Annotated in this window: 21 protein-coding genes; 5 read left to right on the plus strand and 16 right to left on the minus strand. The window is 72.9% G+C overall.

Annotated features, from left to right (window positions below; translation table 11 throughout):
* Nucleotides 1–60: 60 nt before the first annotated feature.
* Genes IW249_RS28675 through IW249_RS28720 form a run of 10 tightly spaced genes read right to left on the minus strand, consistent with a single transcriptional unit; the run spans nucleotide 61 to nucleotide 10,226 of the window.
* Nucleotides 61–1,053, minus strand: a complete 993-nt coding sequence (locus IW249_RS28675; protein WP_196923617.1) for an LLM class flavin-dependent oxidoreductase — start codon at nucleotides 1,051–1,053, stop codon at nucleotides 61–63.
* On the minus strand, nucleotides 1,050–1,376 hold the full coding sequence (locus tag IW249_RS28680; protein ID WP_196923618.1) for a TIGR04076 family protein: 327 nt from the start codon (nucleotides 1,374–1,376) through the stop codon (nucleotides 1,050–1,052). Before IW249_RS28680 ends, IW249_RS28675 begins: the two co-directional genes overlap by 4 nt.
* Nucleotides 1,373–1,747, minus strand: coding sequence for a nuclear transport factor 2 family protein (locus IW249_RS28685; RefSeq protein ID WP_196923619.1), 375 nt, complete (start codon nucleotides 1,745–1,747; stop codon nucleotides 1,373–1,375). The genes IW249_RS28680 and IW249_RS28685 overlap by 4 nt, the downstream gene beginning before the upstream one ends.
* Before the next feature lie 41 nt (nucleotides 1,748–1,788).
* Nucleotides 1,789–3,432: a DUF885 domain-containing protein gene (locus tag IW249_RS28690; RefSeq protein WP_196923620.1), complete on the minus strand. Its 1,644-nt coding sequence runs from the start codon at nucleotides 3,430–3,432 to the stop codon at nucleotides 1,789–1,791.
* Nucleotides 3,429–4,667, minus strand: a complete 1,239-nt coding sequence (locus IW249_RS28695; protein ID WP_196923621.1) for an amidohydrolase family protein — start codon at nucleotides 4,665–4,667, stop codon at nucleotides 3,429–3,431. Before IW249_RS28695 ends, IW249_RS28690 begins: the two co-directional genes overlap by 4 nt.
* A gap of 9 nt (nucleotides 4,668–4,676) precedes the next feature.
* Nucleotides 4,677–5,654: an ABC transporter ATP-binding protein gene (locus IW249_RS28700; protein WP_307788737.1), complete on the minus strand. Its 978-nt coding sequence runs from the start codon at nucleotides 5,652–5,654 to the stop codon at nucleotides 4,677–4,679.
* Nucleotides 5,651–6,628 carry an ABC transporter ATP-binding protein gene (locus IW249_RS28705; RefSeq protein ID WP_196923623.1) on the minus strand — a complete coding sequence of 326 codons (978 nt, stop codon included), beginning with the start codon at nucleotides 6,626–6,628 and terminating at the stop codon, nucleotides 5,651–5,653. The genes IW249_RS28700 and IW249_RS28705 overlap by 4 nt, the downstream gene beginning before the upstream one ends.
* A 1-nt stretch (nucleotide 6,629) precedes the next feature.
* The gene (locus IW249_RS28710) at nucleotides 6,630–7,529 is read right to left on the minus strand and encodes an ABC transporter permease (protein WP_196923624.1); all 900 of its coding nucleotides are present in this window, start codon (nucleotides 7,527–7,529) and stop codon (nucleotides 6,630–6,632) included.
* Nucleotides 7,526–8,611 carry an ABC transporter permease gene (locus IW249_RS28715; RefSeq protein ID WP_196923625.1) on the minus strand — a complete coding sequence of 362 codons (1,086 nt, stop codon included), beginning with the start codon at nucleotides 8,609–8,611 and terminating at the stop codon, nucleotides 7,526–7,528. The genes IW249_RS28710 and IW249_RS28715 overlap by 4 nt, the downstream gene beginning before the upstream one ends.
* A gap of 10 nt (nucleotides 8,612–8,621) precedes the next feature.
* Nucleotides 8,622–10,226, minus strand: coding sequence for an ABC transporter substrate-binding protein (locus IW249_RS28720; RefSeq protein WP_196923626.1), 1,605 nt, complete (start codon nucleotides 10,224–10,226; stop codon nucleotides 8,622–8,624).
* Nucleotides 10,227–10,398: 172 nt separating this feature from the next.
* Between IW249_RS28720 and IW249_RS28725 the strand changes: the two genes are divergently transcribed.
* The 5 genes from IW249_RS28725 to IW249_RS28745 all read left to right on the plus strand — a co-directional run bounded on the left by IW249_RS28725 (nucleotide 10,399) and on the right by IW249_RS28745 (nucleotide 16,568).
* Nucleotides 10,399–10,935 (plus strand): helix-turn-helix domain-containing protein, encoded by a 537-nt coding sequence (locus IW249_RS28725; RefSeq protein WP_124772961.1) that lies wholly within the window; start codon nucleotides 10,399–10,401, stop codon nucleotides 10,933–10,935.
* Between the two features lie 125 nt (nucleotides 10,936–11,060).
* Entirely contained in the window at nucleotides 11,061–12,944 is a 1,884-nt protein-coding gene (locus IW249_RS28730) for a Xaa-Pro dipeptidyl-peptidase (protein ID WP_196923627.1), read from the plus strand.
* Between the two features lie 1,151 nt (nucleotides 12,945–14,095).
* Nucleotides 14,096–14,755 carry a C39 family peptidase gene (locus tag IW249_RS28735; protein ID WP_196923628.1) on the plus strand — a complete coding sequence of 220 codons (660 nt, stop codon included), beginning with the start codon at nucleotides 14,096–14,098 and terminating at the stop codon, nucleotides 14,753–14,755.
* A 233-nt stretch (nucleotides 14,756–14,988) separates the two neighbouring features.
* Complete coding sequence (locus IW249_RS28740; RefSeq protein WP_196923629.1) at nucleotides 14,989–15,903, plus strand: DUF1996 domain-containing protein; 915 nt, start codon at nucleotides 14,989–14,991, stop codon at nucleotides 15,901–15,903.
* A gap of 71 nt (nucleotides 15,904–15,974) precedes the next feature.
* Nucleotides 15,975–16,568, plus strand: coding sequence for a DUF305 domain-containing protein (locus tag IW249_RS28745; RefSeq protein ID WP_196923630.1), 594 nt, complete (start codon nucleotides 15,975–15,977; stop codon nucleotides 16,566–16,568).
* A 68-nt stretch (nucleotides 16,569–16,636) separates the two neighbouring features.
* Here IW249_RS28745 and IW249_RS28750 read toward each other — a convergent pair whose 3' ends face one another.
* The 6 genes from IW249_RS28750 to IW249_RS28775 are packed head-to-tail and all read right to left on the minus strand — an operon-like array spanning nucleotide 16,637 to nucleotide 24,056.
* Nucleotides 16,637–17,458 (minus strand): HpcH/HpaI aldolase/citrate lyase family protein, encoded by an 822-nt coding sequence (locus IW249_RS28750; RefSeq protein ID WP_196923631.1) that lies wholly within the window; start codon nucleotides 17,456–17,458, stop codon nucleotides 16,637–16,639.
* Nucleotides 17,458–18,645, minus strand: coding sequence for a CaiB/BaiF CoA transferase family protein (locus IW249_RS28755; RefSeq protein ID WP_196923632.1), 1,188 nt, complete (start codon nucleotides 18,643–18,645; stop codon nucleotides 17,458–17,460). Before IW249_RS28755 ends, IW249_RS28750 begins: the two co-directional genes overlap by 1 nt.
* A complete protein-coding gene (locus tag IW249_RS35080; protein WP_307788738.1) occupies nucleotides 18,642–20,591 on the minus strand; it encodes an SUMF1/EgtB/PvdO family nonheme iron enzyme in 1,950 nt (649 codons plus the stop codon). Before IW249_RS35080 ends, IW249_RS28755 begins: the two co-directional genes overlap by 4 nt.
* Nucleotides 20,588–21,526 carry a ribokinase gene (locus IW249_RS28765; RefSeq protein ID WP_196923633.1) on the minus strand — a complete coding sequence of 313 codons (939 nt, stop codon included), beginning with the start codon at nucleotides 21,524–21,526 and terminating at the stop codon, nucleotides 20,588–20,590. Before IW249_RS28765 ends, IW249_RS35080 begins: the two co-directional genes overlap by 4 nt.
* Nucleotides 21,523–22,890 carry an ADP-ribosylglycohydrolase family protein gene (locus IW249_RS28770; RefSeq protein WP_196923634.1) on the minus strand — a complete coding sequence of 456 codons (1,368 nt, stop codon included), beginning with the start codon at nucleotides 22,888–22,890 and terminating at the stop codon, nucleotides 21,523–21,525. The genes IW249_RS28765 and IW249_RS28770 overlap by 4 nt, the downstream gene beginning before the upstream one ends.
* A complete protein-coding gene (locus IW249_RS28775) occupies nucleotides 22,887–24,056 on the minus strand; it encodes an ADP-ribosylglycohydrolase family protein (protein WP_196923635.1) in 1,170 nt (389 codons plus the stop codon). The genes IW249_RS28770 and IW249_RS28775 overlap by 4 nt, the downstream gene beginning before the upstream one ends.
* Between the last annotated feature and the right edge of the window lie 4 nt (nucleotides 24,057–24,060).

The raw sequence follows: 24,060 nt of genomic DNA on the forward strand, positions 1-24,060 counted from the left end.
GACTCCGGCAAGATCATATGCAGGTGAATGATCTACGGGGAGCCTTCGACGAGGAGGTTTTCACGCCCGTAACAGTGGGAGCACCCGCCGGCCGAGCAGGTCGATGCCGCCGTGCGGCGTCAACCCGTGCGGGGTGCCGAACTCCACCCGGCTCGCCCCGGCGTCGAACACCGCCGCGGCCTGCCCCGCGACGTGCTCGGGCGTGCCGGAGAAGGCGAACAGATCGAGCAGGTCGTCGCCGATCAGAGCGCCGGCGAGGTCGTCCTCCCTGCGGCCGACGTGCTGCTGGATCCGGGCCAGCAGCTCCGGGTCCACCTCGATCGTCGGGTCGAGGGCGGCGACCACCGCCAGATACATGGCCACCTCGCGGCGGGCCACCCGGCGCGCCACCGCACCGTCCTCGTCGACGACGGTGACCGCGCCGAGCACGACACCCGTGCCGTCCCGGTCCTCGACCGCCGCGTCGTCCAGCCAGGCGCGCATGATCCGGGCCATCGCCGGGTTGGCCGACCCGCCGACCTTGACCTCGCTGGCGAAGCCGGCCGCTGCCCGCGCGGTCTGCCGCCCCCAGGTGCCGACGAGGACCGGCACGTCGGCACGGGCCGGCGTGTACCGCAGCGACGTGCCCGGTGCGACTGTGAACTCCGCGCCCTGGAAACCGCTGTCGTCGCCGGCGAGCAGCAGCCGCACGACGGCGACCGTCTCGACGATGCGCCGGATCGGCCGGACCTGTGGCACACCGACCTCGTTGAGCCAGGTGCCCCGGGCCAGGCCGAGGTAGGCCCGGCCCCGCGAGGCCAGGTCCAGCGCGGCCACCTGACCGGCGACCTCCACCGGGTGCATGGTGAACGGGTTGAGGCACGCCGCGCCCAGGCGGATCCGCCGGGTGTGTCGGGCCGCCACCAGCAGCGGGAAGATCGGCGGTTGGTACATCAGGTCACCGAAGACGGACAGCACGTCGAAGCCGTGTCGCTCGGTCAGTTCGGCCAGCTCGGCGTACTCGTCGGCGGACTTGTCGGACTGTAGGCCGATGCCGACCAGCCCAGCGCTCACGTCAGCTCCTCGGTGGGGATGCGCTGGAGGCCGGTCCGCTCGATGCGCATGATGAGCCGCTCGTCCGGGTCCGGGCAGGCAACGTGGCTGTCGCGGGCCATCCAGTCGCCCTCGGCGAGCGCCCGCTGCTTCGCCGGCAGCAGCGGCAGGCACGCCGCCAGGGCGTAGAGGCAGAAGTGTTTGCCTGCGGGGATGGTGAGCCGGTTGGAACCGGTCACGTCGAAGTGGTCGCCCGCCTTGAGGCCACACACCGAGCGTCCCTCGATTCGCTCCACCACGACCCGCAGGTCGTACAGGTCGGTGGTCGGTTGCTCGACGCTCATCGCACGGCCTCCGCGTGGTGGTGCACGATGCGCCAGGTGCCATCCTCGCGGCGCAGGACGTCGGTCACCCGGAAACACTCGTCCGGCCGGGTGTCGGCGAAGCGGGCCCGCAGCACGTAGCGGACCAGGCCGGTGTCGCCCCAGGCGTCGGCGCGCAGGTGTTCCGGCGCCACCGAGATCGGCGCCGACCCCGTCGCCCGGGTCGCCCGCCGGTCCCGCAGGTCGTCGAGCGCCGGCAGGCCGGACAGCAGGCCATCGGCGTCGGACTCCCAGAACGTCAGGTCGGGGTGCAGGTACGCGTCGAAGGCGGGCCGGTCGTCGAGGGACCGGTACAGGTCGGTGATGGTGGTGGTGAGGTCATCGGTGGTCATCGGCGGTCACTTCCGATCGGGGGTGTGGCAGTGCGGGGTGTTCACTGCAGGTCGGCCAGGCGGGCGCGGAGCGGATCCAGTCCCATGGGTCCGAGCGCCAACGCGGTGTGGTGGAAGCGTTTCCGATCGAAGGCCGCACCCTCGCGGCGCTCGGCGTCCCGGCGGGCCTGCTGCCACAGCCGCGCGCCGACCTTGAAGGCCAGGGCCTGCGCCGGCCAGCCGAGGTACCTGTCGACCTCGAAGCGCGCGGTCTCGGCGTCCAGACCGGCGACGCGGGTGAGGACGTCCACCGCGAGCGCGGACGTCCAGCGGCGTTCCTCGGTGAACCCGTTGCCGGCCGGGATCGGCAGCCCGAGGTGCAGACCCAGGTCGATGACCACCCGGGCGGCCCGCCACATCTGGCCGTCGAGCATGCCGAGCCGTTCGGCCGGGTCGGCGTACAGGCCGATCTCGTCGGCGAGGCGCTCGGCGTAGTGCGCCCACCCCTCGGCGTACCCGTGCACCTGGCAGAGGGTGCGCTGCCACGGGTGCAGGGCGGCGGTGGTGAGGGTGACGGCGTGCTGGAGGTGGTGGCCGGGCAGCCCTTCATGGCAGAGCGTGCCGACGTGCCGCCACACCGGCACTGTCGACTCGCCAGTGGGCACCGACCACCAGATCGCGCCGGGACGCGTCAACGCCGGGTCGGGAGGCGTGTAGTACATGACCCCGGACGTGGCGGGGCTGATCCGGCACACCACCCGGCGGGTGGCGGACGGAATGTCGAAATGGGTCCCGTCAAGGGCCTGCGTCAGCTGCTCGGTGCGCTGGCGCAACCACTCCTCCAGGGCGGGCCCGGCCGCCACCCGACCGGCCGGGTCGGCGTCCAGGGCCGCCCGCGCGGCGGCCACCCGCGAGTGGCCCAACTCGCCCGCGACGGTCCGCAGCTCGGCGGCGGTGCGGGCCAACTCCGCCCAGCCGTACTCGTACACCTCGTCGAGGTCGACTGTCGCGCCGAGGAAACTGCGGGCGGTGACCCGGTACAGGTCGCCGCCGACACCGTCCACCTCGGACGCGGCGGGTGCCAGCTCGGCGCGGAGGAACGCGGCGAAACCGGCGGTGGCGGCGGTCGCCAGCCGCGCGCCCCGGTGCAGCCGCGCGGCGAGCGGGCCGCCGGGACAACCGTCCACCAACCGCCCGTAGAAGTCGGCGGTGGCCCAGGAGGTGCACTGGTCGGCGACCACCAGCACCTGGCGGCGGGCGACCAGTTGTCCCCGCTGCGCCGACCGGCGCAGCGTCACGGCGTACCGGTCGAGGGCGTCGGGCACCTGGTGCAGGTGGTCGGCGACCACCGCCCAGTCATCTTCGGTCTGCCGGGGCAGATTGTCGAAGAGCTGCCGGAGCAGGTGCACCGGCGTGGCCAGTGGGGCGAGCAGTCGGGTGGTGAAGCCCGCGTCGTACAGGTCGACCTCACTGGCCAGCCGGTCGACCAGGGCGTCGGCCAGGGACCGCTCGCCGGGGTCGTGCGTGGTCGCCGCGGCGGCGGCCGTCGCGGTGCGTCGGGCCAGCTCCGCGCGGGCGTCGAACCCCTCCGGCGAGAGGTCCGGGACGTGCGACAGGGGTGTACGCCTGACCGCCTCGGCCGCCTGCGGGTCCAGCTCGGCGAGCGCGTCGAGGTACCCGTCGGCGACCCGGGTGATGCTGCTCATCGCGGTACGCCGAGCCGGCCGTGGTCGTCGCGGTACGCCACCCCGCCCTTCATCACCGCGTGCAGGGTGCGCAACGCGGAGACCGAGCGGGTCGGGTCGTCGCGCAGCACCAGCAGGTCGGCGTGCTTGCCGGCCTCGACGGTGCCGAGGGTGTCGGCACGACCCAGCCACTGCGCGGGGCGGGTCGTGGCGGCCTTGAGCGCGTCCGCGACGGGCATCCCCGCGTCCACCATGAACTCCAGTTCGCGGATGGTCGCTGTGGTCTCGTCGTAGCCGGCGTGCGGGGGCATGTCGCTGCCCAGGGCGATCGGCACGCCGTTGCGAATGGCGTGCTGAAGGCTCTCCCAGTGCCGGGGGCCGGCCGCGAGGGCCCGGTCCATCAGCCAGCCGGGCACCCCGGAGTCGCGGAAGAACTGCTCGCACCGGCTCACCACGATCGTCGGCACGTACCAGACACCCCGCTCGGCCATCAGTCGGGTGACGTCGTCGGTCAGCTCGTACCCGTGCTCGACGCAGTCGAGGCCCAGCTCGACAGCACGGCGGACCGAGTCGGCCGGGCCGGCGTGCGCGGTGACCTTGCGCCCCCAGTCGTGCGCGACGCGGATGACCGCTGCCATCTCGTCGTCGAGCAGCTGCGGGGTGTCGATCGCCTCGTGCTGGCCGGCGATCCCGCCGGAGATGCAGACCTTGATCAGGTCGGCGCCGGCGCGCAGCTGTTCGCGGGTGGCCCGACGGAAACCGTCCGCGCCGTCGGCCTCCAGGGCGTCGGCGTCCCAGCCGTGCCCGCCCGTGCAGCAGAGCGCCTGCCCCGCTGTGAAGATGCGCGGGCCGTCGACAGCGCCGGCCTCGATGCCCCTGCGCAGGGCGAAGTCCGCGTACCGGCTCTCCCCGACGAGGCGGGCGGTGGTGACACCGGAGTGCAGGGTGCGTCGGGCCGAGTCGGCCATCAGCAGCACCAGCTCGGCCAGGTTGGCGCCGTGCACCGTGTCGGCGAGGTGGCCGGGCAGCCCCAGCGAGAGGTGGACGTGCATGTTGGTCAGACCCGGCATGACGTGCTCGCCGCCCAGGTCGACCACCCGGGTCGCGCCGGCCTCGGCGAGGACGTCGTCGACCTGACCGACGGCACGGACCATCCCGTCGGCGTCGATCCAGATGCCGCGATCCGGTTGGAGGGCGTCCTGGACACCGTCGTAGAGGGCGAGGTTGACCAGGACCTGTTCGGTGGGCATGCGCATGGGGATTCCTCAGAGTGAGCGCGCGACGGTCGGGGCCGTCGCGGAGTCGGTGAGCCAGCAGGCGACGCTGCGGCCGCCCAGGTCGACGGTGGGCGGCTGCTCCCCGCAGGGCGCGAACGCGTGCGGGCAACGTGGCCGGAAACGGCACCCGGTGGGCGCGTTGGCCGGGTCGGGCACCTCACCGGCGAGGATGGCGGGCAGGCGCGGGGTGGGCCCGATCTGCGGCACCGCGTCGATCAACGCCCGGGTGTACGGGTGGCGGGGCTCGCGCCACAGCTCACGGGTGGGTGCGGACTCGACGATCCGGCCCAGGTACATCACAGCGGTCACGTCAGCGATCTCGTGCACCAGCGCCAGGTCATGGGAGATGAAGAGCATGCCCATGTCGAGGTCGCGGACCAGCCCGACGAGCAGGTTGACCACCTGGGCCTGGGACGAGGCGTCCAGCGCGGTCACCGGCTCGTCCGCGATGATCATCCGAGGTTCCGGGGCGAGCGCGCGGGCGATCGCCAGGCGCTGCCGCTGACCCCCGGAGAACTGGTGCGGATACCGCTGGGCGGCGCTGGTGGGCATTGCCACCCGTTCGAGCAGCTCGTGCACCCGGGCTCGGCGGGCCGACCCGGCGACCGCCGCTGGCACGCCGTCGAGGAGTTGGGAACCGATGGTGCGCCGGGGGTTCAGCGAGGCGTACGGGTTCTGGAAGACCATCTGGAGGCCGACCTCGGCGCCGGAGCGGGGTCGCCAGCCCAGCGGGGTGACCGGTCGGCCGGCGTACTCGACGGTGCCGGCGCTCGGTGCGCTGAGCCCGACCGCGACGCGGGCCAGTGTGGATTTTCCGCACCCGGACTCGCCGACCAGCCCGACGATCTGGCCGGGCGACACCTCCAGGCTGACCCCGGCGACGGCCCGCACCCGACCCCGTCCTCGGGAGCGGTACTCGACCTCGACGTCGGTGAAGGACAGTCGCGCGGGCGCTGTGGTGTTCACGCGGCCACCTCCAAGTGCGGACGGACCACGCAGGCCACCGACCGGTCGGCTCCGGCGGGGGTGAGCGGGGGCGGGGCCTCGCCGCAGGACGGTTCGGCGTACCCGCATCGGGGTTGGAACGGGCAGCCGGGCGGCGCCTCGCCGGGTGCCGGCGGGGCGCCCGGGATGGGCCGCAACGTCCCGCCGGTCTGGGTGCCGTGCGGTCGGGCGCCGAGCAACGCGGCCGTGTACGGGTGGGTGGGGGCGGTGAGCAGGCTGCCCGTCGGGCCGGTCTCGACGATCCGCCCGGCGTAGAAGATGTAGCCACGGGTGGTGAGGGCGCTGAGCACCCCGAGGTCGTGGGTGATGAACGCGACGGCCAGCCCGGTCTCGGCGCGCAGCCGTTCCAGCAGGGCGAGGATGCCGGCCTGCACTGTCACGTCGAGGGCGGTCGTCGGTTCGTCGGCGATCAGCAGTCGGGGCCGGGCGGCCAGCGCGATGGCGATGGCCACCCGCTGACGCATGCCTCCGGAGAACTGGTGCGGGTACGCGCGCAGCGCCCGCTCCGGGTCCGGGATGCGGACCTGGTCGAGCAGCTCCACCGCGCGGCGGCCGGCAGCTCGACGGTCCATCCGCAGGTGCACCCGCATGTGCTCGGTGAGCTGCCGGCCGACGGTGAGCATGGGGTGCAGGGCCGCGCTCGGGTCCTGGAAGACCATGGCGATGCCGGCGCCACGCACCCGCTGCCAGCCCCGGGCGTCCAGGCCCAGCAGTTCGGTGTCGGCGTACCGGGCCGAGCCGCTGACCACCGCCCCCGGGGGCAGCAGACCGAGCAGGGTCTGTGCGGTGAGGCTCTTGCCGCAGCCGCTCTCCCCCGCGATGCCGACCAACTCCCCTTCGTCGACTGTCAACGACACGTCGTGCAGGATCGGCAGTGGGCCACGCGGTGAGGGCAGGGTGACGGCCAGGGAGTCGACGTCGAGCAACGGTGCCACCTCAGCGTCCCTTCGTGTAGCGGGGGTCGAGCCGGTCGCGCAGCGCGTCGCCGAGCACGTTGAAGGCCATCACCACTGTGAGGATGGCGAGGCCGGGAAACACGCTGACCCACCACATCGACAGGTCCTGCGCGCCGAGGGCCACCATCGAGCCCCACTCGGCGGCCGGTGGACGCGGGCCCAGGCCGAGGAACGACAGGGCGGCGAGCAGCAGCACCGCGTTGCCCAGCTCCAGGGTGGCCAGCACGATCGCCGGGCCGATGCTGTTGGGCAGCACGTCGCGGCGCAACGCCCGGACCGGCCCGACGCCGAGCAGGCGGGCGGCGTTGAGGTAGTCGTCGCCGCGCATACTCAGCACGGCGCTGCGGATGACCCGGGCGTAGACCGGCCACGAGACGATCACCAGGGCCAGCACGGCGTTGCGGGTGTTCGGGCCGAACGCCGCCGTCACCGCCATGGCCAGGATGATCTGCGGGAACGCGAACACCAGGTCGGTCAGGCGCATCAGCGCCTCGTCGACGAACCGGCCGACGTAACCGGCGACCAGCCCGAGCAGCCCGCCGACCAGCAGGGCCAGCGAGACGATGGCCAGGGCCAGCGGGATGGACAGGCGGGCGCCGTGGACGACCCGGCTGAGGATGTCCCGGCCGAGCGAGTCGGTGCCGAACCAGTGCGCCCCGGAGGGCGACGCGTACGTGTCGGCGCTCTGCGCCAGCGGGTCGTACGGCGCGAGAACGTCGGCGAGCAACGCCAGCAGCAACCATCCACCGAGGATGGTCAACGCCACCACGGTGATCGGCTGCCGCCAGACCGGTCGGCCGGCCGAGCCGCCGCGCAGCCGGCCGAGCCAGCGGCGTCGGCCCAGGGCCCGCTCCGCCTTCGGGTCTGCACGTGTCGTCATGACAACCGGATCCTCGGATCGATGAGCCCGTACAGCAGGTCGACGGTCAGGTTGACCAGCGTGTAGACCAGTGCCACGAAGAGGCTGACGCCGAGGATCGCGGGCAGGTCCAGCGCCGTGGCGCTGCGGTACGCGTACTGGCCGACGCCGGGCCAGCCGAAGATGCTCTCGACCAGCACCGTCCCGGAGAGCAGCGAGGCGAACGCCAGGCCGGAGACGGTGACCACCGGGACGAGGCCGGCGCGCAGCAGGTGCCGGCGCAGCACCACCCGGGTCGGCAGGCCCTTGGCGTACGCGGCCCGGATGTAGTCCTGCTGGAGCACCTCGAGCATCGCCGAGCGGACGAAGCGGACCAGCATCGCCACCGTCAGCGAGGTCAGCACGAGCACCGGCAGGGACAGGTGCTGGGCGGCATCCCAGGCGACGTCCCACTGCCCGGCGAGCGCCCCGTCGACCGTGTACATGCCGGTGACGGTGGGCGGTGGGCTGAAGTCCGTGGAGAGTCGCCCGCCGCTGGGGGCCAGGCCGAGCTGGTAGAAGAAGACGTAGAGCACGACCAGGGACAGCCAGAACGGCGGGGTGGAGAGCCCGAGCAGGGCGCCGACCCGGACCAGTTGGTCGGTGAACCGGCCGTTGCGGACCGCCGCGAGCATGCCGACCCCGGTGCCGATGAGCAGCGCCAGCACCATGCTCGGCAGCGCCAGCTCCAGGGTTGCCGGCACGTAGTGCAGCAGATCGTCCAGGACGGCCCGCCCGGTCTGCTGGGAGTGGCCCAGGTCGCCGTGCAGCAGGTTGCCCAGGTAGTGCAGGTACTGGGCCCAGAGCGGCTGGTCCAGGCCCCACTTCTCGCGGAAGGCGGCCACCGCGGCGGGGTCGTTGAGCGCCTGGTCGGAGAGGTTGGCAGTGACCGGGTCACCGGGGACCACGTTGACCAGACCGAACGTCACCACAGTGACGCCGAGCAGCAGGCCGGCGGTGACCGCCACCCGCTTGGCCAGGAAGGTCAGCAGCGGGTGGGGACCCCGGGGCCGGGACGCGGTCGTGGCGACCGCGCCCGGCTCACCGTCGTGGACTGTCGTCATGTCGTCGGGACTACTTGCGGCCGATCGCGGCGACGTCCACCTGCCAACCAGCGGCGGTGTAGTCCGCCCCGGTCAGGTCGGTGGTCGCCACGACGATGGAGGAGTTGCTGGCCAGCACGAGGTACGGCGAGGACGCGTTCATCAGCCGCTGCCACTCCTGCATGGCGGTGGCCCGGCCGGCCAGGTCGAGGGTCGCGGTGACCTTCTTGCCGGCGGCCACCACGGCCGGGTCGGCCCGCTCGACCGTCCAGCCGGAGCGCAGCGCGGTCGCTTGGCCCGGTGCCATGTTGTTGATCAGTGAGTCGGCGACCGGGTAGTTCAGGCTCTGCGGGGTGAATCCGAGTGGTGACTTCCCGCCGCGCATCTCGTCGAGGAACGTGGTCAGCGGCTGCGGGTTGAGCTCCAGCTTGATGCCGGCCTCGGCGGCGTCGCCCTGCACCTTGGTGGCCACCGTGCCGAGGTCCACACCCTTGTAGGTGATGGCCGGGTAGGTGAACTTCACCGTCGGGTTGGTCAGGCCGGCCTCGGTGAGCAGCGCCTTGGCCTTGGCCACGTCCCGCTTGGACTCCTCGCCGGCCGGCAGCGCGCCCGGGAAGGCTGGCGCGACCAGCCCGGCGCCGGGGGCGGCGCCCTTGCCGTACAGGGCGGCGATGCCCTGGTAGTCGATGGCGGCGCGCAGGGCCTGGTTGAACTTCGGGTTCGAGGTGACCGCCGAGACGCCCGGGTCGGCGTTGAGGAAGAGGAAGTAGACGGTGTCCTGCACGCCGGAGGTCTGCAGGCTGCCCGGCAGTCCGTCGAGGAGCTTGCCGGAGATGTCCAGGGAGATCTCGGCGGCCTCGGCGCGCTGCATTGTCAGCTTCTGGGTCTGCACGTCCATGTTGCGCAGCACCACCCGGGAGAACTGCGGCTTCGTGCCCCAGTACTTCGGGTTGGCCTCCAATACCACCTGCGACGACGGGTCGTAGGACTTCAGCACGTAGGGGCCGCTGCCGACGGAGTTGGTGTCCAGGTACTGCTGCGCGGTGTCGCCCTGGGCGGCGTCGGCGCCGTCGCGGGCACCGTGCTCCTTGGCGATCTTGGAGTTGAGCACCGCTGTCGACGGCATCGACAGCACCACCGGAATGTTCGGGTCGGGGGTGGCCGAGACGACCACGACGGTGCTGTCGTCGGTCTTGGTCACGGTCAGGCCGCTGACGGTGACCGCGGGGCTGCCCTTGATGTTCTTCAGGCGGTTGAGCGAGAAGACGACGTCGTCGGCGGTGAGCGGGGTGCCGTCGGCGAACGTCACGCCCTGCCGGAGCTTGAAGGTGAACGTCGTGGCGTCCGGCGACGCCTGGTACGACTCGGCCAGCGCGGGGACCGGCTTACTGACGTCCGAACCCTTGAAGGTGAGCAGGGTGTCGTAGAGGGCGTGCACGGCGGTCAGACCGGTTGCCTCGTAGACCCGGCCGGGGTCGAGGGTCTTGAGCACGAACGAGGTGTTCACGGTGAGGGTCTTGGCCGTACCGTTCGCGTTTCCACCACTGCCGCCGGCGCTACAGGCGCTGACGGAGAGGACGGCCAGCGTCGCCAGAGCGGACGCCCCGGCGAGGAGCCGGCGGGGAGACACCGACATGCTGTTCCTACCTTCGTATCGCGCGGCCCGCCGTGCGGGATCCGCGAGGCTTCGACGCGACATGGCCTGTTCAGTAAGGTTGAACATCAGCGCCTGATGTTCAGGGAACCTAAACAGGCCCGTATAGTCTGGTCAATCAAGATTCAGTCACACTGTTTTGGAACGAGGACACATGCTCGGTGACCGACTCCGCGACCTGCGTCAGCAGCACTCCCTCACGCTGCGTCAGCTCGCCACAGCCGCCGACGTGTCCCCCGCCCTGCTCAGCCAGATCGAGAACGGCGCGACCGACCCCAGCCTGTCCACCCTGCGGAAGCTCGCCCAGGTCTTCGACACCTCGATCGCGGAACTGTTCTCCGAGCCTGAGGCGCCACCCGTGCACGTCAGCCGCGTCGGCGCCCGGACCAGGCTGGCCGCGCCACCCGGCCAGATCACCTACGAACGACTCACCCCCGGCCGCGGCGACCTGGAGGTGCTCCAGGCCCACCTCGCACCCGGCGACGCCAGCTCCGCCGAACCGTGGGCACACCCGTCGACCGAGTGCGCGATCGTCATCACCGGTGAGGTCGTCGCCGAGATCGGCGGAGAGTCGTACACCCTCACCGCCGGCGAGTCGGTCACCTTCGACTCGCGCCTCGCGCACCTCTACCGCAACGCCAGCGACCAGCGTGCCCACCTGATCATCGCGGTGACACCGCCGACTCCCTGACCGGCCACGGTGGACAGCCGAGGGGATCGACGGAACGCCGCGCCGGACCTAGCATGACCACGAATGGATCTTCGAGATTGGCCCCTGCCGACCCCGGCAACCAGCCCAACCGAAGGGAGACGCGCGTGCGTCGACCCCGTCATCTGGCACTCCTGACCGTCGGCGTGTCCGGCGCTCTGGTCCTCAGCGCAGCCCCACCAGCGGCTGCGGCTCCGCCCACGCCCACCACGCCCACCGGCATCGTGGTCAGCGACGGCATGACCCAACCGGTGTTCTCGCTCGCCGACGCGATCGAGGAGCGGGTGTTCGTCCAGACCCCTGTGGACACCGACCACGACGGTCGACCCGACCGGGTGGCGATCGACATCTCCCGCCCCCGGGAGACCGCCACGCAGGGCTTCAAGGTGCCGGTCATCTTCGAGCACAGCCCGTACCGCAAGGGCACCTGGGGTGACGTGCCGTACCCGAGCGTGCTGGTCGACGACCTGCCGCAGAACGGCCTGACCGACCGCAACGGGCGGCGCGCCCTCGACGCCGGCGCACAGCGGGCCCAGGCCAAGGCCAACCTGCCCGGCTCGCTGGACGACTACTACGTGCCCCGCGGGTACGCGGTGGTGCTCGGCCAGAGCGTCGGCACCGGCGACTCCGACGGCTGCCCGACCAGCGGGGACCAGGCCGAGACGCTCGGCACCAAGGCGGTCATCGACTGGCTCAACGGCCGGGCGAAGGGGTACGACGCGAACGGCGCCCCGGTCACCGCCGGCTGGACCACCGGCGCGGTCGGCATGACCGGTGTCTCCTACAACGGGACGCTGCCCAACCAGGTGGCCACCACTGGCGTCAAGGGGCTCAAGACCATCGTGCCGGTCTCCGCGATCAGCAGCTGGTACGACTACTACCGGGCCAACGGTCTCGTCGTCGCCCCAGGGACATACCAGGGCGAGGACCTCGACATCCTGGCCCAGTACACCGCCGGGCAGGCCCGCGCCGAAGGGCCCTGCGCCGACGAACTCGCGGAGATCACCGCCAAGCAGGACCGGGTCACCGGCGACTACTCGACGTTCTGGCGCGACCGCGACTACCTCGACGCCCGCGACGTCAAGGCCAGCGTCTTCGTCGTGCACGGCCTCAACGACTGGAACGTCAAGACCGAGCACTTCGCCGGCTGGTGGGACCAGCTCGCCAAGCGCGACGTCCCCCGCAAGATCTGGCTGCACCAGGGCGGCCACGGTGGCCCGGGCAGCAGCGCGTCGGTGACACTACCCAGCGGGCAGACGTGGACCTACAAGCAGACCGAGAACCGCTGGTTCGACTTCTGGCTGTGGAACGTACGCAACGGCATCATGGACGAGCCGACGGCGGTGCTCCAGCGCGAGGACCGCGCCTACACCACGTACGCCAACTGGCCCGACCCGGCCGCACGAGAGGTCGGCCTGCGCTTCGCGGCCACCGACACCACCGGACCCGGCGCGCTCACCACCGGCAAGCCGCCGAAGGCCACTGTCGAGCAGACCTTCGTCGACGAGGGCCGCACCATCCACCCGGACATTCTGGTGTCCAACCCGGACACCGCCAGCGCCAACCGACTCGCCTACCGCTCCCCCGAGCTGACGCAGAGCGTGCGCATCTCCGGACGTCCCGAGATGCGGCTGCGCATGGCGATCGACAACAAGCCTGACGCCAACCTCACCGCGTACCTGGTCGACTACGGTCCGGCCGGGTCGACCGCCGCCCCGACAGTGGTGACGCGAGGCTGGATGGACCCGCAGAACCGCAAGAGCGCCGCACGCACCGAGCCGGTCAAGCAGGGCAAGCTGTACGACTACCGCTGGACCATGGAGCCGAAGGACTACGTCTTCCCGGCGGGGCACCGGATCGGTGTGGTCGTCTTCTCCAGCGACCAGGAGTACACACTGCTGCCGTTGGGCGGCACCGAGTTGCGGGTCGCGCCGAACGACAGTGAGCTGCGGCTGCCCGTGGTCGGTGGGCGAGCCGTCCTCGGCTTCTGATTTCATCCTCGCACTCCCGGGTGGGGCAGTCCGACGCGTTCGGGCTGCCCCACCCGCACGTCGGGACCACCCCGCCGCTGTGGCACCACGCGTGTGCCACATACGGCGGCGTTGTCGACGCGCTGTCCTTGACGTCGGGGGTTGTCGCGGGCACCCGCGCCCCGCGCCCCGCGCCCCGCGCCCCGCGCCCCGCGCCCCGCGCCCCGCGCCCCGCGCCCCGCGCCCCGCGCCCCGCGCCCCGCGCCCCGCGCCCCGCGCCCCGCGCCCCGCGCCCCGCGCCAAGATCTGCGCAACTTCCCGGATGTTGCTGCCTCCGACACGCGGGAGACAGCAACATCCCCGATATTGCGCGGATCTTGACGACGCACACCGCCCCGAGCGTGCTCGACCCTGGATGTAGTGGCCTCGTGGCGTCGGGAGGCGCCTGTTTCCTGGATCGAGCACGATCATGATGGTCGCGAGGTTCCGCACGGGGCGTTGCTCCCTGGCCGGCCCAGTCCGCCCGACGCTCTGCCCGCTGGGTCGCCCGAGCCAGACCGCGCATTGACCCGCGGCCGGGCCGGTCTGTACGGCGCCCTGCCCCGAGTCGGGCCGGGCCGAGCACTACCTCAGATCGGGTCAATCCGTCCGATGCTCTGCCCGGGCCCCGTGCCTCGGCCCCGTCTAGGCGCGCGAACGGCGCGAACCCGCATGATCCACTCGGCTTTCATGATGTCGGGGTATCCCCGGCACCCGGACACCACGATTTCCGTGAACCCGTGTCGATCAGGTCACCCTGACCGCCATGTCCGGTTGGCCAGCTGGGTGCCTTGTCCGGTTTGGCCTGGGGTGTCGGGTGGTCGGGGCCACGCCGGCGGCGGAATCGGCGGCCGGCCGGGGTCGTTATACCTGGCATGCCACCGCGACCATCGGGTCGTGGGGCGCGGCAGCCGCCGGGAACACCTGGCAGGCCGCCCCGGTTACATCCCCCGCACGGCCGAGCACCACAACGGCCAACCCCCTGCGGGAATGACCCGCCACCGCGAACGGTTACACCCTGTCCCGACGCCGACCCCCTCGCGGGTCGCCGGGCAACAAGACTTTCCCCGCACGGCACGCACCCCCCGTTGACTGCCGTGCGGGCTTCCCCCGATGCAGAGGAGCACGCCATCATGCGTACCGATCTGATCCGTAAGACCGCCCTGACCGCCGCCGGCCTCGCGTTCACCGGTGGAGCCATCGCCGGACCGGTGACCGCCGCGTACGCCGCGTCGGATGCCAAGCCGGCCACCCAGACCCAGACCGACCGCAAGCCCGCTGGTGAGCGTCAGCTCGGTGTGCGCTACGAGGCGCAGCCGAACTTCTACTACTGCGGCCCCGCCGCCACGCGTAACGCCCTGAGCGTGCAGGGCAAGGACATCAGCGTGGACGCCATGGCCAAGGAGATGGGCACCACCGAGGCCGGCACCAACTCCATCAACGACATCACCCCCGTGCTGAACAAGGAGACCGGTAAGAACGACGCCTACCACAGCGTGGAGATCTCCAGCCCCGACGCCGACGGTAAGCAGACCGACCGGCTGCGCGCCGACATCGTCAAGACCGTTGACGACGGCCGGGCCGTGGTCGCCAACATCGCCGGCACCAGCGTCGACACCGACGGCGGCGTGCACTCCTTCGAGGGCGGGCACTACATCAGCGTCGTCGGCTACCGCGACGGCGGGAACGTGGTGAAGATCGCCGACTCCGCAGATGCGAACACCGCCTCCTACGAGATCACCGTCGAGCACCTCGCCGACTGGATCGCCACCCGCGGCTACGCCACCAGCTGACCCAGCACCACACCGAAGGGCCGGACCCCACCACGGGGTCCGGCCCTTCGTCGTCTTTCCACCATCTGCGGCACGTATTGACAATTGTCGACTTCAACGTGAGGCTGAGGGGTAGTGAGAGCGCTCTCTCGCACCGGCCCAACCGGCCACCACCAGTCTGGCCAGGACACACTCCGCTGCCTTCGGCGGCGGCGCCGGAGTTGCCCCTGACCCGTCCCCCGACAGGAGTCACGATGGACAGGGCCGCACCCCTCTCCGGCATCCCCCGCCGACTGCGCCTCGCCACGGCGATCGGCGCACTGCTGGTGCTACTCGGCACGTACCTGGTGTCCACCACCAACCGGGCCGACGCCGCCCCCGGCCAAGCCGGCGCCGACTACGGCGTCAACGCCATCCGGGTCGCCGAGTTCCCCGCCGACTGCACCTACAGCCACCGGCTGCCCGACGACCCGATCGTCTTCCCCGGGCTGCCCGGGGCGTCGCACATGCACAGCTTCTTCGGCAGCACGGTGACGAACGCCAGGACCACCCTCCCGGACCTGGTCAACTCGCCAACCACCTGCAACCCGCGGGTGGACGTCTCGTCGTACTGGGTGCCGACCCTGTACCGGGACAACGTCGCGGTGGAGCCGGCGATCGCCACGTTCTACTACCTGGGCGAGGGCGTACGCGCCGACGTCGTCGCGAACACCCAGCCGTTCCCGCTGGGGCTGCGGCTCGTCGCCGGCAACGCGAAGGCCACCGGGCCGAACGACAGCATCGCCCGCTGGTCCTGTCTGCACGCCGGGCACGTGCCGCCGTCGAAGGACTTCGTCAACTGCCCGTCGGGCACCATGCTGGAGTCGTACCTGGACTTCCCGCAGTGCTGGAACGGCCGTGACCTCGACTCGCCGGACCACAAGAGCCACCTGGCGTACCCGGTGAACCAGGCCTGCCCGAGCACCCACCCGGTGCACGTGCCGAAGCTGCGGCAGGTGCTGCGGTACCCGGTCACCGGTGACCCGTCGCGGTTCCGGCTGGCCTCCGGGCCGGGCTACACGATGCACGGCGACTTCTTCAACGCCTGGCCGGTGGCGGAGTTGGCCCGCCGGGTCCAGGACTGCATCCGTCCCGTCATCAAGTGCGGTCACGACGGCCGACCGATCTGAGCCGACAGGCTCACACCACGGCGGCGGGTCCGGTTCCCCCGGGCCCGCCGCCCTGGGCGGAAGGAGGTTGGATGCGCCAGTCGACGGCGTCCACAGTGCTCATCGCCGTGCTGCTCGTCGGCGGCTGCGGCGTCGGGCCACAGGACGCGGCCAGCACCGCCACACCACCCGTGACCGCGCCACCGGCGACGACCGCGCCAACCCCCACGGGTACGGCGTTCAACCCCACCGACATCGCCTGGCTGCAACTGACGGTGGCGATGACCGAACGCCTGCTGCCCGTACTCGATCTGGTGCCGGCGCGGACCACCGACCCAGCCTGGCGGCGGACAGCCGCCCAGGTCGCGACCACCCGGCGCGCCGAACTGGACCGCGCCCGCCGGCTGCTGGCCGACGCCGCCGCCCCGACGACGAACCCGCACGAGGGGCACGACATGCCGGGCATGGTCACCGCGCAGGAGATGACAGCGCTGCGGGCGGCCAGCGGGCAGCCGTTTCACCGCCTGCTCGCCGGGCACCTGCGGGCGCATCTCGCGCAGTCGGTCCGGATCGCCACCTCGGAGCAGCAGAGCGGGATCCAGCCGGCCACCGTCGCGCTGGCTGCGGCTGTGGTCCAGTCCGGCACCGCCGACCTCGCACGACTCGATCACCTGGACCCCGCGTAGCCGCGAGCGGTGACGCTCTCGTCGAGCAGCGCGGCCAGTTCGACCGGACGGGACACCGCCGGCGGGGCTCAGGCGGCGTAGCGGGCGGCGAGGTCGACGACGCGTCGGGCGGCGGCCACCATCGCCCGGTCGGCGAATCGGCCGTCGGGCAGGACAACGGTTCCCGAGTCGCGCTGGTGCGCGTCCGCCACGGCCGCCAGCAGCTCCGCGGCGCGGGCCACCTCCCGCTCGGCCGGCCGGAACGCGTCGACGATCACCGGAAGCTGGCGCGGGTGGATCGCCGTGCGGCCGAGGAAGCCGAGCCGTCGGCCCGCCGCGCAGGAAGCGGCCAGACCGGCGAGGTCGACCACGTCGGCGTACACCGACATGGCCGGCGGGGCCAGACCCGCCGCGCGCGCCGCGACCACCACCCGGCCGCGCGCCCAGAGCAGCCCGTCGTCGTCGCTCACCCCCAGATCCGAGCGCAGGTCGGCCTCACCGAGCCCGATCGAGGCCACCGCCGGGTGCGCAGCGGCGATCGGGTACGCGGCCTCCAGCCCGACCGCCGACTCGATCAGCGGGTGCACTGGCACATCGACCCGCTCGGCGAGAGCCGCCAGCGTCGCGGCCGACTCGACCTTCGGCAGCCGCAGCCCGCCCAACCCGGGCCGGCCGGCCAGCGCCGCCAGATCGGCGTCGAGGTCCGGGCCGGTCAGCTCGTTGACCCGCACCTGCACCGGCAGCGGGTGCGCCTCGGCGAGGAACTCGGCGACCGCGTCCCGGGCGTACGCCTTGCGCCCGGCGACCACGGCGTCCTCCAGGTCGAGGATGACCGCGTCCGCGCCCGAGGCGACCGCCTTGGCGAACCGGTCCGGGCGGTCGCCGGGCACGTAGAGCCAGCTCAACAGCATCAGAGCACTCCCCGCTCGCGCAGCGCGGCCAACTCCTCGGCGCTCAGGCCGAGCGCGCCGAAGACCGCGTCGGTGTCCTGGCCGTGCCGTCGGCCGGCGTGCCGGATCTCGCCGGGAGTCTCGGCGAGGCGGAACGGCACGTTCTGCATCCGTACCTCGCCCAACTCCTCGTCCGGCACGGTGCGCACGGTGCCCAGCGCCGCGTACTGCGGGTCGGCGAGGATGTCGCGCACGTCGTAGACGGGAGCGACCGCTGCCTGTGCCTCCTCGAACGCGGCCACCACGTCGTCGCGGTCCCGTTGCGCCACCCAGGCGCTCACCGCCGCGTCCAACTCGTCGGCGTGGGCGGCCCGGCCGCTGCCGGTGGCGAACCACGGCTCGTCGACCAGCTCGGGGCGGCCGACGAGCCGCAGCACCCGCTCGGCGATGCTCTGCGCGCTGGTGGAGACCGCCACCCAGCGCCCGTCGGCACACCGGTAGGTGTTGCGTGGGGCGTTGTTGTTGGACCGGTTGCCCAGCCGGGGCTGGACGTAGCCGATCTGGTCGTACCAGGTGATCTGCGGCCCGAGCATCGCCATGATCGGCTCGATGATGGCGAGGTCGACCACCTGCCCGGTGCCGGTGACGTCACGGGCCCGCAGGGCGAGCATCACCGCGTACGCGGCGGCGAGCGCGCTCACCGAGTCGGCCAGTCCGAACGGGGGCAGCGTGGGCGGCCCGTCCGGCTCACCGGTGGCCGCCGCGAACCCGCTCATCGCCTCGGCGAGGGTGCCGAAGCCGGGGCGGCGGGCGTACGGGCCGACCTGCCCGAACCCGCTGATCCGGGTGATCACCAGCCGGGGGTTGACCGCGTGCAGCTCGGCGGGGCCGAGCCCCCACCGCTCCAGGGTTCCGGGGCGGAAGTTCTCCACCAACACGTCGGCGTCGGCGAGCAGCCGGCGCAGCAACGCCGCGCCGTCCGGGTCGGAGAGGTTGAGGGTGACGGTGCGCTTGTTGCGGCCGAGCACCTTCCACCAGAGACCGACGCCGTCACGGGCCGGGCCGTGGCCGCGCGACGGGTCCGGCTTGGCCGGGTGCTCCACCTTGATCACGTCGGCGCCGAAGTCACCGAGGAACGCCGCCGCGAGCGGCCCGGCGAAGAGGGTGGCCAGGTCGACGACCTTCACCCCGTCCAGTGGCGCGGTCACCGGGCCACCTCCGGCAGGTCGGCCGCGCAACGGAAACCGACCTGTTCGGAGCGGGCGAGACCGGCGCCGGTGAGTAGCAGCTTCACCGAGACGTCCGCCGGTTGCGGGCCACCGTCGAGGTACCAGTCGGAGCCCTCCGCCCGGTACTGGGCGCCGCCCTTGAGGATGGCGAACCGGGTACGACCGTCGGAGTGCTCGCTCTCGGTCAGGTTCCACACCAGCGGTTCCCGCCGTACGAGCAGCCCCGCCTCGGCGGCGACCTGCCACTCGTCCTCGGTGGGCAGCCGCAGCCCGGCCCACGCCGCGTACGCCCGCGCATCGGCCAGCTCGACCCCGGTCACCGGGGCGTCGGCCGGACCGGAGCCGGCAGTGAACCGCTCCGGGCGCACCGGAACGTAGCCGCTGGCGCGCAGAAACTCGGCGTACTCGCCGTGGGTGACCTCGTGCACGGCGATGGCGAACCGGCCCAGCCGCACACTGCGCCGCAGCGAGCCGGGGTGGTGCAGCCGGGGCGGCAGCGGCTTCCACTCGTCGACGTAGGGCGCCTCGCCGTACAGCCCGGTCTCCCGCACCCGGTGCCGGACGACCAGGTCGTGCCGGCCGCCCTCGACGGCAACCAGGCCCGGCGGCACCTGCGGTCGGGGTGCCCACGGCGTGCGGACGCGCACCGCGGCGCGGGCCGGGAAGGACGGGTCGCCGGTCGGCGGCTCGTGCCGGTGCGTGGCGGCGACACCACGCGTCACTGCCGCGATCGCGCCGGCCGCCAGCGGGCCGCCCACCGCCAGTCGACCGTCGGCGGTCTCGGTGACTGTCAGCTCGGCACCGGTGACCAGGTCGACGAAGTGTCGGCCGGCGCTCGGGTCGGTGACCAGCCACGGGCCGTCGTGGTCCGCGCCCCGGTTCACCACCGTCCACAACGGTTCGTCGTCGTGCGTCCAGCGGGAGGCGTACACCTGGCCGTCGCCGGGATGGTCGGCGAGCGGCACCCAGTCCTCGGCGCGCAACCACGCCGCGTGGCTGGCCTGCACCCGGCGCATGGCCCGCAGCACCGCGCGGTCCCGGTCGTTCCAGCCGACCCAGACGCCGAAGACGCTCTCCCAGACCAGCACGCCGACGCCGTTGAGCCAGGCGGAGTGCAGCTCGTCGAGGTGGTCGCGGTGCCAGCGCCGGGTGTGGTGCAGCACGTGCCGTCGCTCGAACCACTTCGCCCGCAGCACGCCGGGCACCTCGGAGTCGGCGAACCACTGCGCCCAGGACATCGCGTGGTCGGCGATGCGGGCCAACGGAACCCGGCTCTCGCCCTCCAGGACCAGGCCGGGGCGCACCGCGTCCAACGCGGCGCGCAGCTCCCCGGCGCCCTCCTTGAGGGTGTCCAGGAAGACCCCGTCGACACCGAGCTTGCCGGCCAGCGTGGCGACCTCCTCGGCGTCGCTGCCCGGCTCGCGCCGGGTGCCGGTGTCCCACGGGTTGTAGTCGACGAAAACCCGCACCCCCCGCTGCTGGAACGCGCGCACCACCTCGGGCAGCTCCGGCACGTCCCGGTACCAGTCGAACTGGTTGCGGTCGTCGAGGCCGATCACCGGGTACGCGTGCCAGAGCACCACCCCGTCGAAGCCGCCGAAGTCCCGCCCGGCCGCGTCGAGGAACGCGTCGACGGTGAAGACGCCGCGCTCGTGGTCGTAGAGCGTCTCGTCCCAGAGCCAGGCCAGGCAGACGCTGAAGCAGTCACCGGCGATCTCGTCGTAGTGTTCGCCGACGTAGCCGATCCGGTCCCGGGCGTCGACCCGCCACCGGGCGATCTGCTCCCGCCAGGCCGGCCAGTCGGCCCTGTCGGTCGGGGCGGCGAAGATCTTCGCCTCGTCCAGGGTGCTCAGGTCGGCGTGCCCGCCCAACGGCACCTCGGTCGGCCGGTCGATGGGGCGCGGGACGTACGGGTTGAAGCTCACTGTGCACCTCGGTAGGTCGCGTCGTAGAGGGCGTCGATGGCCGGCCGGTCGGGCAGGGCGGTGGACGCTCCGGGACGCTGGGCGCAGGCAGCGCCGGCGGCGCAGGCCCAGCGCAGGCTGGCCGCGACGGTGTCCTCGCTGCTGGCGCCGCCGCGTTCGGCCCAGCCCACGGCGAGCGCGCCGGTGAACGCGTCACCGGCGGCGGTGGTGTCCACGGCGTCGATCTGCGGCGCCGGGACCGCGAGACGCAGGCCGCGCCGATCGGCGTACGCGGCGCCGCGCGCGCCGAGGGTGAGCACCACCCGGGGAACGAGCTTCAGCAGGGCGTCGAGCAGCACCGGGGGGTCGTCGGAGGCGACCTCGGCGACGACCGCCGCCTCGTGCTCGTTGACCACCAGGACGTCGACCAGGTCGAGCAGTTCGGTGGGGAGAGCGGCGGCTGGCGCGGCGTTCAGCACCACAGTGGTGCCGTCGGCCCGAGCCCACTGCGCGGCCTGGATCACGGCGGCCAGCGGCACCTCCAGTTGCAGCAGCAGCACGTCCGCCGCCGCGATGGTCGCCCGGTCGTCCCCGTCCAGCTCGGTCAGCGTGCCGTTGGCGCCGGGCGCGACCACGATGAAGTTCTCCGCGTCCCGGTCGACGGCGATCAACGCGACGCCGGAGGGGCCGGCGACGGTCCGCAGCCCTCGGACGTCTACGCAGGCGTCGACGAGGCTCGTCCGCATGCGGGTACCGAACTCGTCGTCGCCGACCGCGCCCACGAAGTCGCAGGCCGCGCCGGCCCGGGCGGCGGCGACGGCCTGGTTGGCGCCCTTGCCGCCGGGCACGGTCCGGAAGTTCTCGCCGAGCACCGTCTCGCCGGGGCGGGGCAGCCGCGACGCCGTGACCACCAGGTCCAGGTTGCTGCTGCCCACCACTGCCACGCGCGCGCTCATGCCGCGCTCCCTTCCGTGCTGCTCCCCGGCTGCGCCAGGGCGAGGGTCCGCTCGGCCAGCTCGTCGAAGCCGATCCCGTCGAAGCCGGCGATGCTGCTGGCCAACCGGTTGCGCAGCGGGGCGACCCAGTGCTCCGGCAGCCCGGACGCGCCGGTGAGTGCTCCGGTCACCGCGCCGACAGTCGCGCCGGTCGAGTCGGTGTCCCAGCCGCCGCTGACCACAGCGGTGATGGACCGTTCCAGGTCCCCCCGCCCGTACGCCAATGCAGCGGCGACCAGCGCCGCGTTGTTGCGGACGTGCACCCAGTGCAGGTGGCCGTGCCGGGCGTACAGCTCGTCGACCACGCGCTCCCAGTCGTCGGTCCCCGCGCCGAGGGCGCGTGCCTCCCGAACCGTGGCGGCGAACCGGCTGCCCGCCGGCAGCACCGCCTCGGCGGCGTCCAGCACCTCGTCCACCGTGTCGGCCACCGGCGCGGCGGCGGACAGCGCCGCCGCCCAGAGCGCACCGTGCACCCCACCCCGGACGTGGCTGACCGCCGCGTCCCGCACCGCCAGCTCGGCGGCGCGGTCCGGCCGGCCGGGGTTGACCCAGCCGTACACGTCGGTGCGGATCTGCGCGCCGATCCACTCCCGGAACGGGTTGTGCCGGCGCGCGCTCTGCGGCGGCGCGTACCCGAGCAGCAGGTTGCGGTAGGCCACCCGCTCGGCGGTGAAGACCCGCCCGCCGGGCAGCCAGTCCAGCCACGCCTGCGCCACGTCGGCGCTCGTGAAGTCCCGACCGCGCGTCTCCAGCACCCGCAGTGCCAGCAACGCGTAGTTCAGGTCGTCGTCCTCGGGCATGCCGTCGATGTTCTCGGCGAGGCTGGTCGGCGCGCTGCGCCGGTTCCACGGCCAGCGGGCGGCGACGTCGGCCGGGAGTCCCTTCGCGGTGAACCAGTCGCGCAGTGGCCACCTGTCGGTCGCGGTGAGGATCTCCCGGATGCCCTCGCGGGGAATCTTCTCCACCGGCTTGCCGAGCAGGCACCCGACCGCCCGGCCGAGCCACCCGCCGTGCAGCCGGTCGTACGCCGTCTCGGTCGGCATCGACCAGGTGGCCGGCCATCCGGCGCGCAGCCTGGCCAGGTCGTCGGCCTCGTCGGCGGTGTCGACGGCGGGCACCGCGTCGGCGGCGTCCAGCAGCTCCGTCGCGAGGGCCCGCAGCTCGGGCGACGCCGGGGTGGCCGACGCCCCGCTGACCGGCGGAGTCAGGTCCCCGCCGGCCGCCGTCCACCGCGCGGCGAGCGCGGCGACGTCGCGCCCCTCGTCCCGGCTGGCCGCCAGCTCGTGCGGCAGCAGGTCCTCTGGCTGAACCCAGGTGATCCTCACCGGGTCTCGCCTCCAGCCTCCCGGGTGGCACCGGCGGCCAGCCCGGCGAAACGCTCCGCCCGGCGGGCGAACCGGGCCTGGTCGCGCTCGAAGACCTCGCCGGCCACCGCGGCGAGCACCCGGGCCGGCTCCACCAGGTCGGTCTTGGAGGCGGTGGCGACCACCTCGGACCACTCCGCCGGCACCGAGTCGGCGCCACCGAGCGCACCGGCGATGGCGGCGGCCATGGTGGCGGTGGAGTCGGCGTCCCGGCCGTAGTTGACCGAGCCGAGCACCGCGGCCCGGAAGTCGCCGCCGGCCACCACGAGCATGCCGAGAGCCACCGGCAGCTCCTCGATGGCGTGCAGGCGACTGGGCCGCCGCGCGCCGAGGCCGGGGCTGCGGTACTCCTCCCCCACCGTGTCATAGGGGGCGACCGCGGCCCGCAGCGCCGGGATCGCCTGCTTCCAGTCCTGGTGGCCGCGGGCCTCCTTGACCACCGCGTCGATGGCCGCGCGGGTGCCGTCGCGGGCCAGGTCCAGCGCCGCCGCGACGACGTCCTCGACGCCCGCTCCGGGGGTCGCGGCCGCCGCTACCGAGGCCGCGAACACGGCGGCGGCCTCCCGCCCGTAGCTGTGCTGATGTGCGCCAGCGATCTCCACCGCCTCGGCGTACGCCCCGGCCGGGTCGCCAGCGTTGACGATGCCGACCGGGGCCATGTACATGGCCGCGCCACAGTTGACGATGTTGCCGACCCCGGCCTCGCGCGGGTCCGCGTGGGCGTGGTGCAGTCGGGTGACCAACCACCGCTCGGCGGCCGCGAGCCGGTGGAAGGTCACCCCGTCGCGCTCCAGGTCGGGGATGTACACCACCCGCTCGATCAGGTCGGGCACCAGCAGTTCCACCACGTCGTAGGCGTCGAGGTGGTCCCGTTTGGCCGCGTACGCGCGGACCAGGGCGTGGGTCATCAACGTGTCGTCGGTGATGTGCCCGTCGCCCTTGTGGTACGGCGCGAGCGGCCGCGCGGTGGCCCAGTCGGCGTGGTACGGGGGCACGATGCCCTCGACCCAGCCGCCGAAGCGGGCGCGGATCTGCTCGGGCAGCGCCGTCTCGGTGGCGCCGCCCAGGGCGTCTCCGACAGCGGCGCCGACCAGGCAACCGACCGATGTGTCGAGCAAGAGTGACATGTCG

Source organism: Micromonospora vinacea, from assembly GCF_015751785.1.
Lineage (GTDB): Bacteria > Actinomycetota > Actinomycetes > Mycobacteriales > Micromonosporaceae > Micromonospora > Micromonospora vinacea.